Below are 15,739 nucleotides of genomic sequence, written 5' to 3'. Positions count from 1 at the left end.
ATTTTACCTATCTAATTTCTGAATATAAAGTACAGTACTCATTATATCACTTTTTAATTCCTTACTCAAATCACTGATAGCGATATTTACAATTGCCAAGATTTGCTGATTTTGCTCAACAATAATTGCTTTTTCGCGCTCTTCAAATGGAATTTTTTGATCAATGAATAGCCGACGAAGTTTTTTATGATGTCCCTTCAAACGAAGACAATCACCTGTTTTCCTGCGACGTAAAAGAAGTGGTGTTTCACGTGAAACTGCAATCGCTTGAACATTTTCACCCTCCAAAGGAGTGCCAAATGAGAATTGATAGTCCCCAAATTGAAGTTGATTACCACATTCTAACAGAATTGAGTCCACTTTCAAATCAGACCTACGACTGATTTTTCTGATTTCAAAATGCTTATAATCTTTCACCAACTCATATTCATCCTTTAAAGGGTGGATGTAATTAGCCTTGGTTCGTAAGATTCCTAAGATTTCTTCAAATTGCTTTTTATTTATATTTAATGAAGGAAATTTCTTTAAATATTCCTGCAGGAGAAAATTTTGCACTTCTGGAATTTGCCGCTCAAACACTTCAAGATTTGTAACGTCCAATCCCTGCGTCAGATGAGACAGGGCTGTCTGTAAATCCTCAACTTCTTTCCCAAAAGAAATCAGTGAATCCTTAAATTGCGGATTTTCTTTTTCTAGATCCGGCAGATAAAGATTGCGAATTCGATTTCTGAGATAGTCATTTTGAAAATTACTGCTATCTTCAAAATGCTGAATATCTGGAAAGTCTGACTTATGAAAAGTAAACAAAGGACGAATCAGCTCCCCGCAAGCAAAAGACTGGACAGCTTTCATTCCAGACAAGTGGCGCAGCCTTGCTCCTCTTATTAACCTCATAAACACCGTCTCGGCCTGATCATCAGCATGATGAGCCGTTACTAAGGCCGTGTAGCCTTCTGTCAGCATGATTTCTTCAAAAAAATGATAGCGAAATCGCCGAGCTTTTTCCTCAGAAAAATCACCAGAAAAATTTGAGCTGAAAAATTTTACACCAAGTTGCTGGGCAAAATTTGACAGCTCTTTTTCTTCCATATTCGATTCTGGACGTTGCTTGTGGTTGACATGCGCTATTCCCAACTCAATCTCTAGCTCTTCCCTGTTCTGGTACAAAAGATGGAACAAGGTCATCGAATCCAAGCCACCAGAAACTGCTACCAGCACTTTCCGATGATTTTGAAAATACCGCTTTTCCTGCATTTGTTTGCGAAATTTCTGATCGATCATTTCAGAACTCCGTACACATCATCTGCGATTTTAGAAATTGTATCATAATCCGAATTATTCGTAAGAATGGCAATGATAAATGGCGAATCCGCATACACAATAGCGACATCATGCTTAAAATCATAAGCATCACCGATTTTATGGGCAACTTTTACATTGATGTTTTTAGAAATTCGCTGATTGTCATAATTTGTCTGAGATAAGGCATCGATAATCATGCCATTTTGCTCATAAATGGCTTCCATGACATTGCCAGCCATTCGAGCAGAGGCTTGTCTGCTTTCCACATCCCACTTCTTGCCCGCAATTTTTTCAATAGTATTTTGAAATTTGCTATCAGATTGATTGCTTGTATAGTAGGCAAGGATATTGTTGGCCACATTATCCGACTCTTTTGCTACACCATTGATTAAGTCCTGCACAGAATATTCCTTATCATTTGCTGATTTGGAAATACTGCCGCTTCCCTCAGGGTCATAGGCACCTGCAAAATCATTAACAGCCGCTGTATATTTTAACTTTTTATCCAAGGAAATGGTATGATTGTTCAGTTGCTCCTGAGCATAATAAAGATAAGGAATTTTCGTCACACTGGCTGAGTACATTTGTTGATCTGAATTAATTCCTGCTTCTTTGCCCGTTTCTAGCTGTTTTACATAAATAGAAAAGTCAGCTTTTTTGTACTTAGAATTTAGAATCTCCTGAACCTTTTCCATTCGATTATCTTCTTGGGAAAGAGAATCAACAGAAACCCAACCTTGACCTTCAATTTTAGCGTATTCTCCCTTAGCTGTTTGAGCAATTTGTACTACCTTTACTTTGCTATAAGCAGGTAGTTTAGCTACAATCTTTTTAGAAGAATTGATCGGGATAGTATCGTAGAGCACATAGTTAGGGACCAGCCATCTTTCCTGTTTAACATCTGTGATAGACTGAACCGTATCCTCATAAATGCTATTCTTATCTGCAATTACAAACTGGCCATTCTTTAATTTAAAGATAGGAATCCCAGCCTCATTCACGTGCAACTCTGTCAGCTCTAGTGGCTGATCTGGCAAAAGTTTCCCAGCTACCTTAGTCAAAGTAGTATCTGTAAAAGTAGGCGTTTCTTCATAAACATTAGGATTTGTAGGGATACTCGTATGGTAACGGCCATAAGCTGTACCTGTAAGCTGATACTTTTCTTCTTCGTCTAAAACAAGTTCCTTTTCAGTACTGATTGCTGTTTGACTGCTCCATAAGGCTGGCAGTAAAAATATCAGCAAAAGTAACTTACGCATGACCTCCCCTTTCCTTTTTTGTTTCTTGAAGTTTTAAAGCTTGATTCTTTTCGGATAATTCTGCTAGTTTTTCATCCGAAAAAGATAAAAATTTCGCTATATTTTGAAGTAAATTTTCCATAATTATTGTGGTAATAAATCTGGTGTTGTGTAAATGTATTCTCCTTCTTTTGAAAAAGAATACTTGGCACGAGCATATTTAGCAGCGTAGCTGTCATCTTTCAACTTAGTAGCGATATCAGACTGATAGCTCTTTTCTTCACCTAATTTTTCATATTTTTTCTGTAGTTGTGCATATTGAGCACGACGATTAAGTAAAGTTTCGTAGCTCTGGTATAAATTATAGGCTGGAAGGATAAAAAGTAGCATGACTAAAATTAGAACCCATCCCATAAAACGATTTCGCTTCCGACGTTCCTCATCGAGGTATCTGCGACGCTGATTTTCATCTTGGATAAAGCGATTATTTATTTGAACAATATTTCTAGACATTTTCTTCAATCCTTGTCTCACTGATAATTTCATACATTTTAGCAGCATCTTCTTTTTTAGTGCTGTCTTTCATTTCTAGCACCCGCACTGTTAACAGCTTATTGCCAAAACGAACTTCAATTTGATCATTGATTTTCAAATCTGTCGAACTTTTTGCCAGGATTCCATTTACCTTGATACGACCTTTATCTGCTACCTCTTTAGCTACTGGACGCCGCTTGATAATGCGTGATACCTTTAAATATTTGTCTAATCTCATAGTCTTTTCCTCGATTTTCTCTTAATATTCTATCATTCTTTTGAAAGAAACAAAGCCAAAAAGCTGAAATTTTACCGAATTGTAATGTTTATTCAGCTTTTCGATTCTTGATTTCTACCAGTTTTTCACCAAAGTTCAGCAAGTTTTCCAAAATCTCGAAATCTTTTTTATTCCGAACATCAAAAACGACTTCAATCAAGCCTTGTTGCTCACCAATTCGAGCCTTTAGATTTGTCGCTGACAAGGCTTCAAAATAATCCTGGGTCAGATAGATTTGCTGAGAAATTTTTTCAAAACGAATGATGACAGATTCTTGCTTCCGCTCAACAAGTGCCACAAAAGCCTGATCAAGATAGGACTTGACTAAGCCAATCTCTAGTAGGTAAGCCACTACGTCCGGATATTCTCCAAAGCGGTCAATCAATTCATCTTGCAGATGTTCATAGTTTACACGATTGTCAATTTCACGAATTCTCTTGTAAACTTCGATTTTCTGACGTTCATCAGAAATATAATCGCTTGGAAGATAGGCATCAATCTGAAGATTGATTTCGGCATTGCTTTTTTGGCGCTTGGTTTCCTTACCTTGCTTCTTAGCAATTGCTTCTTCTAAAAGCTGAGAATACATTTCAAATCCTACAGAATCAATGAAACCTGACTGAGAACTTCCTAAAATATTTCCTGCTCCTCGGATAGACAAATCCCTCATCGCAATCTTGAATCCAGATCCTAACTCGGTAAATCCTTTAATGGCTTCTAGTCTTTTTTCTGAAACTTCAGTCAGAGATTTATCTGGTCGGTACATAAGATAAGCATAAGCGATTCGATTGCTGCGGCCAACCCGACCACGAAGTTGATACAAGGTTGACAGACCCATATGATCAGCATTTTCGATAAAGAGAGTATTTGCATTTGGAATATCGACACCAGTTTCGATGATCGTTGTTGTGACTAAAATATCGTATTCGCCATTAACAAAGTCTAAGAGGGTATTTTCTAAACGCACCTCTGTCATCTGTCCATGAACATAACCAATTGAAGCCTCTGGAATCAACTCTTTTAATTCTGAAACTTTTTGCTCAATGGTGTCAACTTTATTGTAAAGGTAGTAAACTTGTCCGCCTCGGTCTATTTCACGCAAAACCGCATCCCGAATAACCGTCCTATTATTCTCTAAAACATAGGTTTGGACTGGATATCGATTTGTCGGTGGTGTTTCAATGACCGATAAATCTCGAATTCCTAGCATTGACATATGAAGGGTTCGTGGAATAGGGGTGGCCGTCAAGGTCAGCACATCAACCTTCTTTTTTAGTTCCTTTAACTTTTCCTTATGCTTGACACCGAAGCGCTGCTCTTCATCTATCACCAATAGCCCCAAATCGGAGAATTTTACATCTGCTGATAGAAGGCGATGGGTACCGATAATAATATCAATCTGCCCTTTTTCCAATTTTTCCAGAGTCTCTTTTTGCTCCCCTTTGCTTCTAAAACGACTGAGGACATCGACATTCACGGCAAAATCATTGAAACGTTCTTTAAAGTTTGTGTAGTGTTGCTGAGCTAAAACAGTGGTCGGAACCAAGATAGCCACCTGCTTATGATCGTTGACAGCCTTAAAAGCAGCCCTCATAGCCACCTCTGTCTTACCAAAACCAACATCTCCAACCAAGAGTCGATCCATTGGACGGTCGCTCTCCATATCCTTCTTGATTTCCTGGATGCTTCTTAGTTGGTCATCTGTTTCCACATACGGAAAAGCATTGTCAAACTCTACTTGATGCTGGTCGTCACTAGAAAATTGAAAACCTTTTAATTGACTACGCTCTGCATATAATTTAATAAGGTCATCGGCAATGTCTTCAACCTGATGTTGTACTTTTTGCTTCGTTTTTTGGAAACGCCCATCATTTAACTTATTAATTTTAGGTGCTTTTCCATCACTAGCTACATATTTAGACAGAAGGTTGATTTGATCCACCGGAATGGAGATACGATCTGCATTTTGATACTGAATCGTCAAATAATCCCGATGAACTCCTGAAACCTCAATCGTTTCAATTCCTAAATAGCGACCGATACCGTGGATATTATGAACCACATAATCGCCTTTTTCCAGTTCATTATAGTCTTTCAATCTTTCAGCATTAGAAATATTTTGACGACGAATCCTACGTTTGATTTTTTTCTGAATCATCTCATGCTCAGTAATCAAAACGATTTTTTCATCGACAAAATTAAATCCTTGAACTAGATTTCCTTCTATGAGCTGGACAGCTTTTTCATGGATGTCTTTTTCCTTGATGTAATCTAAATGAATCTCATAATCCTGTAAAGTTTTATGTAAACTTTGTAAACTTGAGGCTGAATTTGCTTGTAAGACTACCGTATAGTCCGATTTCCTAAAGCGATTGATTTCTTCTTTTAAGAGAGGAAACTGACTAAAGAATTCCTGCATTGGATATTGATTAAATTGATAAAGTGCATCAAATTTTAGATTTCCTAAGCCTTTATGGAAATTAGAAAAAAATGTAGCAGGTTTATATTTACGATAGTCCTGATAATTATTTGCAAAGTATTGTTGATTTGACAGTGCTTTACTATTTTGTAAATCATCTGTCAAGATATCGGCAACTTCTAACTCAAACTGGGCGTGCTTGTCCATTATCTTTTGAAAATCATCAAAAAATATAGGAGTGTGCGTTGGCAAATAGTCTAAAATGGTCCATTCTTTCTGATAGAAAAAGGAAAGAAATTTACGAATATCTGCATGATGATATTGCTCTCTAACAGAGCTTAATACTTCTTCTAAATAGGATTTTAAAGAAGGATCAACAACCGTAGAAAGTGACGCTTCAAGATTTTTCTGTCCTCTTGCATAATCTTCTTCTTTTAATAGAAGATCTGTAACAGGCTCTATCAAAATCTGTTCCACATTTTCAAGAGAAAGCTGATTTTCAGGATTGAAAATCCTTATGCCATCAATCTCATCTCCAAAAAACTCTATCCGATAAGGATATTGAGCCGAGCGTTCAAAAATATCTAGAATATCCCCTCTCAGACTGTACTCTCCTTGACTGAGAACCTGAGAAACCTTTTTATAACCATTACTTGACAAAGACTTGACTAGGTTGTCAAGGTTGTATTCTTCAGTAACAGAAAGGATAAGCTCAGATTGTTTAAAAATATCAGGCTGGGGCAATAATAAACGACTGGCTGCAACATTGATGATCAGAATCCCATTCTTCTCTTTGTCTGATAAAAAATTCATGGCTTCTAATCTGGCAAAGATTTTTTCTTGCGATGAAAAAACAAACTCAGCTAAAGGCGTATCATCTGCCAAGAAAGTATAGACTTTTTCTTCCCCCAACAAAGAAATCAAGTCACTAGCTAGACGCTCTGCTTCGTTCTGACTCGAAGTAATGACTAGGATTTTCTCCTGCTCTTCTAAGCTGCTAGCAATCGCTAAAGCCTTTGTTGAAGCTGAAAGTCCCATCACTAACTGACGGGTCTTTTTTTGCAATTGTTTCTTCCAGTCTACAATTTGTCGGTTTCGACCAAATAGATCAAGTAGTGTCATTGTCTTATCCATTGTATTGTTGCATGGTCTGCTCAAAATTCTCAGTTTGTAAATAATGATTTACAGCACTGTCAACTTTTTCTAATGTGTTTAAAATACTGATATAATCTTCCTCATCAAATTTTCCTAAAACATGATGAATAACTGACATATTATTTTTCGGTCTTCCAATGCCAATTTTCACTCGCTTGAATTCCTGTGTTCCAATATGTTTAATGATGGACTTAATACCATTGTGCCCGCCAGCCGAACCTTTGGTACGAAGACGAATTTTCCCAACTTCCATATCAAGATCATCATAAATAACGAGTAAGTCATCTATATCTAAGCCGTAGTAAGTGAGCAGGGCATGGACTGCTTTCCCACTTTCATTCATAAAAGTAGTTGGTTTTACAAAATAGACTTTTTCTCCATTTAAGAAAGTTGAAGCAATGTCTGCTTGAAAAATCTTATCTGCTGTAAACTTTAGATTTAATTCTTTACACATTTTGTCAACTAACATAAAGCCAACATTATGTTTGGTCTCAAAATATTTATCTCCTGGATTTCCCAATCCAACAATTAATTTTGTCATTTTACTCCTTTATAAAAGCCAAAAGGGCTGGAAATTTCTTTCCAACCTATGTATTTTAAATTTACACTTGATTTACACGTTAAAGCGGAATTCCATAATATCGCCATCTTGAACGATATATTCTTTTCCTTCTTCACGCAAACGTCCAGCTTCTTTTACAGCCTTTTCAGATCCATATTTTACCAAATCATCATAAGACATCGTCACTGCACGGATGAAACCTTTCTCAAAGTCTGAATGAATGATACCAGCTGCTTGAGGGGCTTTCATACCACGCTTGAAGGTCCAAGCTCGGACTTCCTTTTCACCAGCGGTAAAGTAGGTTCCAAGTCCCAACAAATGATAGGCTGCTCGTGTCAATTTGTCTACACCTGACTCTGTCAAGCCAATAGCTTCCAGAAATTCTGCCTTGTCTTCATCGTCCAGTTCAGAAATTTCCTCCTCGGCACGCGCTGAGATGACAACAACCTCAGCATTTTCTGTAGCTGCAAATTCACGAATCTGCTTCACATAGTCAATATTGTCTGGATCTGCAACTTCATCTTCACCGACATTGGCCACATAAAGTACTGGCTTAGTCGTTAAAAGAAAGAGACCTTTGACGATTTTTTGCTCTTCTTCTGTAAACTCAACTGTCCGAGCAGACAGACCATCTTCCAGAACAGGTTTGATTTTCTGCAAAACATTAAATTCTGCAACTGAGTCTTTGTCTTTCTGGGTACGAGCCATCTTCTCAACACGCGCATAGCGTTTGTTAATGCTTTCCAGATCGGCCAAAATAAGCTCTAGATTGATGGTCTCAATATCAGCCATGGGGTCGACAAAGTCAGACTCACGGCCCTGTTCCCGCATGACATTTTCATCATCAAAGGCACGGACTACATGGACAATAGCATCCACTTCACGGATATTGGCCAAGAATTTATTTCCCAGACCTTCTCCTTTTGAAGCTCCCTTTACAATACCAGCAATATCTGTAAATTCAAATGTAGTGGGAACCTTCTTTTGAGGTTTAATCAATTCTGTTAATTTGTCCAAACGAGCATCTGGCACTTCTACCCGACCGACATTTGGATCAATTGTCGCAAAAGGGTAGTTAGCAGCTTCTGCCCCTGCTTTTGTAATTGCATTAAATAAAGTTGACTTGCCCACATTAGGCAGTCCAACAATCCCTGCTGTTAAAGCCATTCGTATCTTCTCCATTCATCTTTTCAATCCAAACCATTATACCATAATTCCTTATCCTAAACAGCGGATTTGAATGAAAAATTTCCTGCTTTCGGGATAGAAATAGAAAATATTTCTGCAAAAAATGATATAATATAGTTAATATTTTGATAAAAGGAGTTAGCCATGAAAAAACTGACAATGAAAACTTTTGTTCTTTCTTTCTTGACGATGTTTACTTTACTTTTTTTAGCTGCCTGCAGTAGCAGTCCTAAAAAAGCCTATTTTCAGTTGATTGATCAAAAGACCAAGCAAGACAGCCGGATCACTCTTGAGTATAAGGGAGATGATTTGCTGAACAATGAAACCAGCAATGTTTTCTATTATGAGCCTATCGGATTGACAAAAGATACCGCCAAAGAACAAATTGGAGGCTACATGCAAACTCTGGAAAACATTAAAGGACTTACTAATAAAATCGAGTATAAAGACGATCATTTGACGCAAAAGATGACAATAGATTTTAGCAAGGCAGATATTTCAGAACTGAAAAGCAAGCAACTTATCCAAACAGATGGAGACCAAAAAGCTAATTATATCAGTTATAAAGAAACGGTAAAATCTCTTGAAGCTTCTGGCTATAAAGAAGTCAAAGACGGTAAATTTGAAGAACTTAAATAAAAGTAGAGAACGGATAAGACTTTCTTAGTCTTATCCGTTCTTTGTTGATGAAGTAGGTCATTCAAAATTGGGCTGAGTCCAAAATATGGACTATTCAATGACCTTCTTCATTTTTCTTTCAAAATCATATCTGCTCATCATAACGACATGCTCACAATTACTACAGCGAATCTTGATATCTGCTCCCATGCGGACGACTTCCCAACGATTGGCCTTTTTGCCCGTTGACTTAATGGTACAGGCATGGGGCTTTTTCATTTCTACAAAAGTTCCAAGTTCGTACATCTTCTCTCCTTTTGACAATCTTTTTTTATTATCTTAAAAATACAGATTGGCGCTTCTCTCCATCCTAGCTGTATTATACCACAAGTTTAGAGTCAGCTGCTTGTAAATGATCAAAATAAGACAAGGCGGATCGAGTCAGCCTTGTCTTAAATCTTATCTTCTAATTAGTACGGACTGGTGTGATCAGCTGGATAAAGTTTTCAGCATCTTCGCTTGGTACTAAAGTGAAAGGACGAACAGCTGAAATAAAGCTAATGGTCACCTTCTCACTATCGACTGCCTTTAGCGCTTCGATCAGGTAGGTAGGATTGAAACTAATGGTCAAATCTTCTCCTGACACACTTTCTGTATCAATTTCTTCATTCACGCGCCCAACTTCTGGTGAATGGACATGAGCGCTGACAATGCCTTTCACAATTTCTAGTTTCACTGTTCCGTTTTGAGTCGCATTGGACAGAAGACGAGACCGTTCCATGGCATGACGTAAATTATTGGTATTAAAGGTCACAACGCTTGAAAATTCTGTAGGAATCAGGCGGTCTGTGTCTGGATAGTTTCCTTCCAGTAAGCGTGTATAGAAGCTGATATTTTCACTTCTAAAGAGAAGTTGATTATTGGCAAAGAAAACCTCTACTGTTTCAATTTCGTCTGTGAAAACAGCTGTAAATTCACGCAGAGAACGGCTAGGAATTACCACATCGAAATCATCCCCCTTCTTATCCAAAGTAATTTTCTTTTGGCTCATCCGGTGAGAGTCTGTCGCAACTGTTTTGAGGGATTGATTATCTGTCAAAACAAAATGAACACCCGTCAAAATAGGACGGCTTTCTTGCGTGCTAGCAGCAAAAGCTGTCTCATTGATGATATTTTTAAGGACTTTTGTTTCTAAAACCAAAGGATTGCTAGTAGAGACTTCTTGGATACGTGGGTATTGATCTGCATCTTTTCCTTTTAGCGTAATTTCTGACTTGCCGCTGGTAAGGACGATTTGTTTTTGCTCAATTTCTTTGAAATCAAGCACGATATCTGGCAAGCTAGAAATGACATTGATAAAGAAATTTGCTTCAAGGAGGATAGAACCTGATGAATTAATTAAGAGCCCAGCATTTTCATTTTGAACTGAAATGAAGTTTTCAATGGAAATTTGGCCATTTGAACCAATCAAGGTAATGCCTTCTTTCGTTACATCAATTTTAACAGTTGATAAAATTGGAATAGCGTTTTTTGTACTAATAGCTCTTTTAGTTGTATTCAAAGCTTGTAGGAATAAATTTTTATTAATAGAGAAGTGAATCATAGGGACTCCTTTTTATTATTTATGATTATTAAGTTAATAGTAATAGTAGTTCTTGTGGAAGCTGTGGAAAAAGGGAGCAAAGTATATAAAATCAAGTTTTAAGACTTGTTCACAACCTGTGGAAAAAACTTCAGATTAGCTCAATCTTTTCCACACCCTTATTTTATCTTGTTTTTGATATTTTCGATTTCAAGTCGCAAGCTATCGTCAGTTTCGAGTCGGTTTTTGATTTTTCCATGCGCGTGAATGACTGTTGTATGGTCTTTGCCACCAAATTCTCGCCCGATTTTGGGTAGGCTATTGTCTGTTAGTTCGCGGGCCAGATACATAGCTACCTGTCTAGCTAAAACGATATTTTGGACTCGACGACTTCCCTTCATTTCCTTGACACTGACGCCATAGAAATTGCCGACCTCAGACTGGATTTTTTCAATCGGAATGACTGTTACCTGACTAGAGTCCTGCTTGCGAGCTCGAATAGCTTCAGCAGCAATGTCAATCGTAATTTCCTTGAGATTGCGGACTCTTGCAATGAGCGTAATATCATTGAGCGCCCCTTCTAGGTCACGGACATTCGAGTCAAATTGTCCGGCGAGGTATTCCAAAGTATCATTAGGGAAAATATAGTCCAGATTTTCGATTTTGTTCCGGAGGATGGCAATCCGCGTTTCAAAATCAGGTGGCGTAATATTTTGAGTGAGCCCCCATTTGAAGCGCGTGACCAAGCGTTCTTCCAAATTATCAAGATGATCTGGACTGCGATCGCTGGTCAGCACAATCTGCTTGTTATCGCCGTGCAGGGCGTTAAACGTATTGAAGAATTCTTCCTGGGTAGAGACTTTTTTTCCGCCAAGAGACTGGATATCATCAATCAAGAGCAAATCCAAGCTCCGATAGATTTTTTTGAAATTATCCATGTCGCCGAGCCTCAGATGCTCCAGAAAGTCATTGATAAAGGTTTCCGCTGGAATATATTTTACACGCGCATCAGGAATATTTTCTAAAATTTGATTGCCAATAGCATTCAGTAAATGCGTTTTGCCTAGCCCTGGTCCGCCATAGATAAATAGGGGATTATAGGTAGTTGCTAGATTTTCAGACACAGCCAAGGCTGCTGCTTTAGCCCAGATATTTCCGTCCCCTTGTACAAAATTATCAAATGTATATTTAGCTTTTAATCCAGTATCAATGGGCGGCAAACTTGGCCGAAATGGAGCTTTTTCAGGTAATTCTTCCAGCTGATATTTAGAAATACTGTCATGTCCTGCTTCTTCAAAGACGTATTTGGCCGTGATTTGATCGTTGAAAATTTCAAAGCCAGCTGTGAGAATAACGCCCACTAAGTTTTGTTCCCAAAATAGCTGTTTGACGGGGCTATCAAGAAAGATAGTGGCATGATTATTTTCAATGGCTATCAATTTTGCTTCTGCAACAAAAAAATCATAGGTTGTTTGTTTGAGTTGAGTAGCTGAAAGTTCTAAAATTCTTCGCCAAAATTCTTGCTCTTTGGTCATTGCCTCCTCCTTTTCAAAAAATTATTCTCTATGTCGACTCTCATTTTAACATAAAATGACTAAGTTTTCCACAAGTTGTGGAGAAAAATTAACAATGTTCATAAGACTTATCCACAGATTGTGGATTACAGGTAAAATCCTTATTTTTCAACAATTTAGGCTGCTCTTAAAGGTGGAAAAGTCTGTTAGTTTGAAAAAAGAAAATAACAGCCCTATTTCAGGCTGTTTATAATTCTTTGATACTCTTCCTCGTTTTCAAAAGGAATAACGATCTTTCCTTTTGAAGAATTTTTTAATTGAATGGAGACATTGAGTCCAAGGATTTTTTTTAATTTTTCTTCTTCTGAATGGGCAAAAATTTCTTTGTTCTTCTTAGTCTTTGACTTCTTGGTATTTTGTAATGAAAGTTCAAGAGCACGAACGGATAAATTATCTTGAATGATTTTGTCCAGCCAAAAAACTTGCTCTTCTTTTCTGAGTGGGATGAGGAGACGAGCATGCCCTTGCGAAATCATTTCCTCTTTGACAGCGTCCATCATAAAAGCTGGTAGCTGTAACAAGCGGACAAGATTACTGATGTAAGGCCGAGATTTTCCCATGATTTTTGCAATTTCTTCATGGGTCAGACCTTTCTCAATCAGATGTTGATAGGATTCCGCTTCTTCGATTGGATTGAGGTCTTCTCTTTGCAAATTCTCGATGATGGCTTGCTTCATCATGTCATCGTCAGACAAGTCTTTAATAAGGGCAGGAATGTTTTCTAAGCCAGCAATTTTAGCAGCTCTGAATCGTCTTTCACCTGCTAAAATTTCGTAACCAAATAAGGAAGATTTTCTCAAAATAATGGGCTGAATAATTCCATTTTCTTTAATAGAAGCTGCCAATTCATTTATTTTCTCTTGAGAAAAGCTTTTTCTAGGTTGATAAGGATTGGTTCGAATGTCTTTTAGTGGTATGTATTGATAATTTTCCATTTGTATATAGCATAACACACCTTTACGATCGTGTAAAGGTGTGTTGACAATTATGTAAAGTATTAGTTGTCACTTAAGTCCTGGGTTGATTTGGTCAATTTGATTGTCGTAGTAGCTTCTTTACCATCTCTAAAGTAAGTCACTTTCAACTCATCTCCCAGAGAGTGTCTGTAGAGAGCAGATTGTAAATCACTGGTTGACTCGACATCCTTATCGTCAACTTTTGTGATGACGTCGTATTTCTGAAGTTTATTTTCAGCAGGCATTCCTTCTTGTACAGAGCGGACAAGGATACCTGATTTTACAGATGAAGGTAGACGTAATTTTGCTAAGTCAGAAGTGGCGATATTAGATAAATCGAGCATTTGGATACCCAGAGCAGGACGAGTGACTGTTCCATTTTTCTCTAATTGCTTGATGATATTGACAACATCGTTTGATGGAATTGCAAAGCCCATGCCTTCTACAGCAGTTTGACCATTGTGAGAGATTTTGCTGGACGTAATACCAATAACTTGCCCTTGGATATTGATGAGTGGGCCACCAGAGTTACCAGGATTGATAGCAGCATCTGTTTGCAAGGCAGTAGTCGAAATATTTTGGCCGTCTTCAGATTGCAAGGTTACATTTCTACCCAAACTAGAGATGATTCCCTGTGTAACAGAGTTAGCGTATTCTGTTCCGAGAGGGCTTCCGATAGCAATAGCAGTTTCTCCTACTGTCAGGGAGTTGGAATCTCCAAATTCAGCTACATCTTTCACCTTTTCAGAGCTAATTCTTACTACAGAAATATCAGAATAAACATCTGAACCAACGACCTCACCAGGAACCTTACTACCATCTGCTAGTAGAATATCGGGATTTTTTGCTCCATTTAGCACGTGAGTATTGGTAACAAGGTAGGCATATTTTCCTTCCTTCTTATAAATGACACCTGATCCCTCACTAGCTACTTGAGGATCACTGGTTGATTCATTATTGATCACTCCTTCCTGATTAGAACTGGTATAAGTAATCACCGATACAACTGCGTTTTGCACTTTTTTTACAGCCTTTGTGGTGTCGGTTGTGTTTTTATAAGACGTTGATACAGTAGTCTTTGAGCTAGAAGGACTGATATTAGCCATTTTATTATTAAGAAATGAAGTGGCTAAATTTCCTAGGCTTCCGCCAATAAATCCTACAACTAAAACAATAAAAAGCAACAAAGATTTTTTAAAGAAATTTGAAGCGTTTTTCATATTTTCCTCCTTGATTACAATTGATGAAATTATAGAAATCTATTCTTAATTATAACTTAAAATCCACAAGTTTTCCACAACTTGTGGAAAACTTATAAAAAATGTTGATAGAGGTTAGAAAATACATAGATTCAACCAGTTTTCCATAAAAAACTGATGTGAATAAAGTGTGAAATCCATGTGGATATGATAGAATGGAAATATGAAAATAAAGCTTGTAACCGTTGGAAAATTAAAAGAAAAGTATCTCAAGGATGGAATTGCTGAATATGCCAAACGCCTGAGTCGATTTTCTAAGTTAGAAATTGTAGAATTAGCAGACGAAAAAACACCAGATAAGGCCAGTGAGCTAGAAAATCAGCAAATCCTCGAAAAAGAGGGAAATCGGATCTTAACAAAAATCTCTGAACGAGAATTCATGGTTGCTCTAGCTATTGAAGGAAAGCAATTTCCTTCAGAAGAGTTTAGTTCGATCTTGAGCGACATCACAGTCCGTGGCTTTTCTGATATTACATTTGTGATTGGCGGCAGCTTGGGCCTGTCTCCTGCTGTCAAAAAAAGAGCTAATCTACTGATGAGTTTTGGAAAATTGACCCTGCCTCATCAACTGATGCGCCTTGTTTTGGTAGAGCAGATTTACCGGGCTTTCATGATTCAACAGGGGAGTCCCTACCATAAGTAAATCTTGACTATACTAGATTTTTCTGATAGAATGAAAAGGTATCGGTCTCATAGCTCAGCTGGATAGAGCATTCGCCTTCTAAGCGAACGGTCGCAGGTTCGAATCCTGCTGGGATCATAATATACACTATTCAGACACGAAAAATTTCGTGTTTTTATTATTTTTTTGAGAAAACGACATTTCAGGAATAAAAAATGACATTTCAGGGAAAGATGACAGATTATTTGAGATTTTATTTATAATAGATCTTGTAAGGTAACACTTACGAAAAAATGTTTAGGAGAATCTAATATGAAAAATACTCAGAAAAACTTTAAAACAATCGCTCAATTCCCAGCCTTGAATGAAAAAGAACTTAAAGAAGTTCTTGGAGGAGATTTTAGAAAGATAGGCCTTCCTCGAATTATTTTTAAGTAAAGGAAGTAATTAGGA

16 protein-coding genes and 1 tRNA gene are annotated in these 15,739 nt (G+C 37.5%); 4 read left to right on the top strand and 13 right to left on the bottom strand.

Translation table 11 applies throughout. The features are described 5' to 3' along the window. Nucleotides 1-3 precede the first annotated feature (3 nt). From tilS to ychF, 8 genes are all read right to left on the bottom strand, one after another. Complete coding sequence (gene tilS / locus ACWPVL_RS04225; RefSeq protein WP_454387145.1) at nucleotides 4-1,281, bottom strand: tRNA lysidine(34) synthetase TilS; 1,278 nt, start codon at nucleotides 1,279-1,281, stop codon at nucleotides 4-6. Continuing rightward, a complete protein-coding gene (locus ACWPVL_RS04220; protein ID WP_454387143.1) occupies nucleotides 1,278-2,561 on the bottom strand; it encodes a serine hydrolase in 1,284 nt (427 codons plus the stop codon). The genes tilS and ACWPVL_RS04220 overlap by 4 nt, the downstream gene beginning before the upstream one ends. After that, a complete protein-coding gene (locus ACWPVL_RS04215) occupies nucleotides 2,554-2,682 on the bottom strand; it encodes an SP_0009 family protein (RefSeq protein WP_454387141.1) in 129 nt (42 codons plus the stop codon). Before ACWPVL_RS04215 ends, ACWPVL_RS04220 begins: the two co-directional genes overlap by 8 nt. 2 nt (nucleotides 2,683-2,684) lie before the next feature. Beyond that, the gene (locus ACWPVL_RS04210; RefSeq protein WP_045499867.1) at nucleotides 2,685-3,053 is read right to left on the bottom strand and encodes an FtsB family cell division protein; all 369 of its coding nucleotides are present in this window, start codon (nucleotides 3,051-3,053) and stop codon (nucleotides 2,685-2,687) included. Beyond that, entirely contained in the window at nucleotides 3,046-3,312 is a 267-nt protein-coding gene (locus tag ACWPVL_RS04205; RefSeq protein WP_005591371.1) for an RNA-binding S4 domain-containing protein, read from the bottom strand. Before ACWPVL_RS04205 ends, ACWPVL_RS04210 begins: the two co-directional genes overlap by 8 nt. An 88-nt stretch (nucleotides 3,313-3,400) precedes the next feature. Next, nucleotides 3,401-6,904, bottom strand: a complete 3,504-nt coding sequence (mfd, locus tag ACWPVL_RS04200) for a transcription-repair coupling factor (RefSeq protein WP_454387138.1) — start codon at nucleotides 6,902-6,904, stop codon at nucleotides 3,401-3,403. Next, complete coding sequence (gene pth / locus ACWPVL_RS04195; RefSeq protein WP_048765809.1) at nucleotides 6,897-7,466, bottom strand: aminoacyl-tRNA hydrolase; 570 nt, start codon at nucleotides 7,464-7,466, stop codon at nucleotides 6,897-6,899. Before pth ends, mfd begins: the two co-directional genes overlap by 8 nt. Before the next feature lie 72 nt (nucleotides 7,467-7,538). Further along, nucleotides 7,539-8,654: a redox-regulated ATPase YchF gene (gene ychF / locus ACWPVL_RS04190; RefSeq protein WP_062004601.1), complete on the bottom strand. Its 1,116-nt coding sequence runs from the start codon at nucleotides 8,652-8,654 to the stop codon at nucleotides 7,539-7,541. 165 nt (nucleotides 8,655-8,819) lie between these two features. Here ychF and ACWPVL_RS04185 point away from each other — a divergent pair, with 165 nt between their 5' ends. Then, a complete protein-coding gene (locus tag ACWPVL_RS04185) occupies nucleotides 8,820-9,314 on the top strand; it encodes a DUF1307 domain-containing protein (protein WP_454387135.1) in 495 nt (164 codons plus the stop codon). A gap of 90 nt (nucleotides 9,315-9,404) precedes the next feature. On the opposite strand, the gene ACWPVL_RS04180 is transcribed toward ACWPVL_RS04185, so the two are convergent. From ACWPVL_RS04180 to ACWPVL_RS04160, 5 genes are all read right to left on the bottom strand, one after another. After that, nucleotides 9,405-9,599, bottom strand: coding sequence for a DUF951 domain-containing protein (locus ACWPVL_RS04180; RefSeq protein WP_005591376.1), 195 nt, complete (start codon nucleotides 9,597-9,599; stop codon nucleotides 9,405-9,407). A 160-nt stretch (nucleotides 9,600-9,759) separates the two neighbouring features. Next, complete coding sequence (gene dnaN, locus ACWPVL_RS04175; RefSeq protein ID WP_045499880.1) at nucleotides 9,760-10,896, bottom strand: DNA polymerase III subunit beta; 1,137 nt, start codon at nucleotides 10,894-10,896, stop codon at nucleotides 9,760-9,762. Nucleotides 10,897-11,054: 158 nt separating this feature from the next. Beyond that, on the bottom strand, nucleotides 11,055-12,410 hold the full coding sequence (dnaA, locus tag ACWPVL_RS04170; RefSeq protein WP_454387132.1) for a chromosomal replication initiator protein DnaA: 1,356 nt from the start codon (nucleotides 12,408-12,410) through the stop codon (nucleotides 11,055-11,057). Nucleotides 12,411-12,622: 212 nt separating this feature from the next. Next, complete coding sequence (locus tag ACWPVL_RS04165) at nucleotides 12,623-13,384, bottom strand: ParB/RepB/Spo0J family partition protein (protein WP_454387130.1); 762 nt, start codon at nucleotides 13,382-13,384, stop codon at nucleotides 12,623-12,625. 62 nt (nucleotides 13,385-13,446) lie between these two features. Further along, nucleotides 13,447-14,625, bottom strand: coding sequence for a S1C family serine protease (locus tag ACWPVL_RS04160; RefSeq protein ID WP_454387128.1), 1,179 nt, complete (start codon nucleotides 14,623-14,625; stop codon nucleotides 13,447-13,449). 202 nt (nucleotides 14,626-14,827) lie between these two features. Here ACWPVL_RS04160 and rlmH point away from each other — a divergent pair, with 202 nt between their 5' ends. The 3 genes from rlmH to ACWPVL_RS04145 all read left to right on the top strand — a co-directional run bounded on the left by rlmH (nucleotide 14,828) and on the right by ACWPVL_RS04145 (nucleotide 15,724). Then, the gene (rlmH, locus tag ACWPVL_RS04155) at nucleotides 14,828-15,307 is read left to right on the top strand and encodes a 23S rRNA (pseudouridine(1915)-N(3))-methyltransferase RlmH (RefSeq protein ID WP_454387126.1); all 480 of its coding nucleotides are present in this window, start codon (nucleotides 14,828-14,830) and stop codon (nucleotides 15,305-15,307) included. Between the two features lie 43 nt (nucleotides 15,308-15,350). Further along, a tRNA-Arg gene (locus ACWPVL_RS04150) sits at nucleotides 15,351-15,424 on the top strand. A gap of 174 nt (nucleotides 15,425-15,598) precedes the next feature. After that, nucleotides 15,599-15,724 carry a ComC/BlpC family leader-containing pheromone/bacteriocin gene (locus ACWPVL_RS04145; protein WP_045499896.1) on the top strand — a complete coding sequence of 42 codons (126 nt, stop codon included), beginning with the start codon at nucleotides 15,599-15,601 and terminating at the stop codon, nucleotides 15,722-15,724. Nucleotides 15,725-15,739: the final 15 nt, after the last annotated feature.

The organism is Streptococcus sp. Marseille-Q8145, assembly GCF_965112035.1.
Note: the sequence above shows the minus strand (reverse complement) of the source record. Positions and strands in the feature narration are given on the sequence as shown.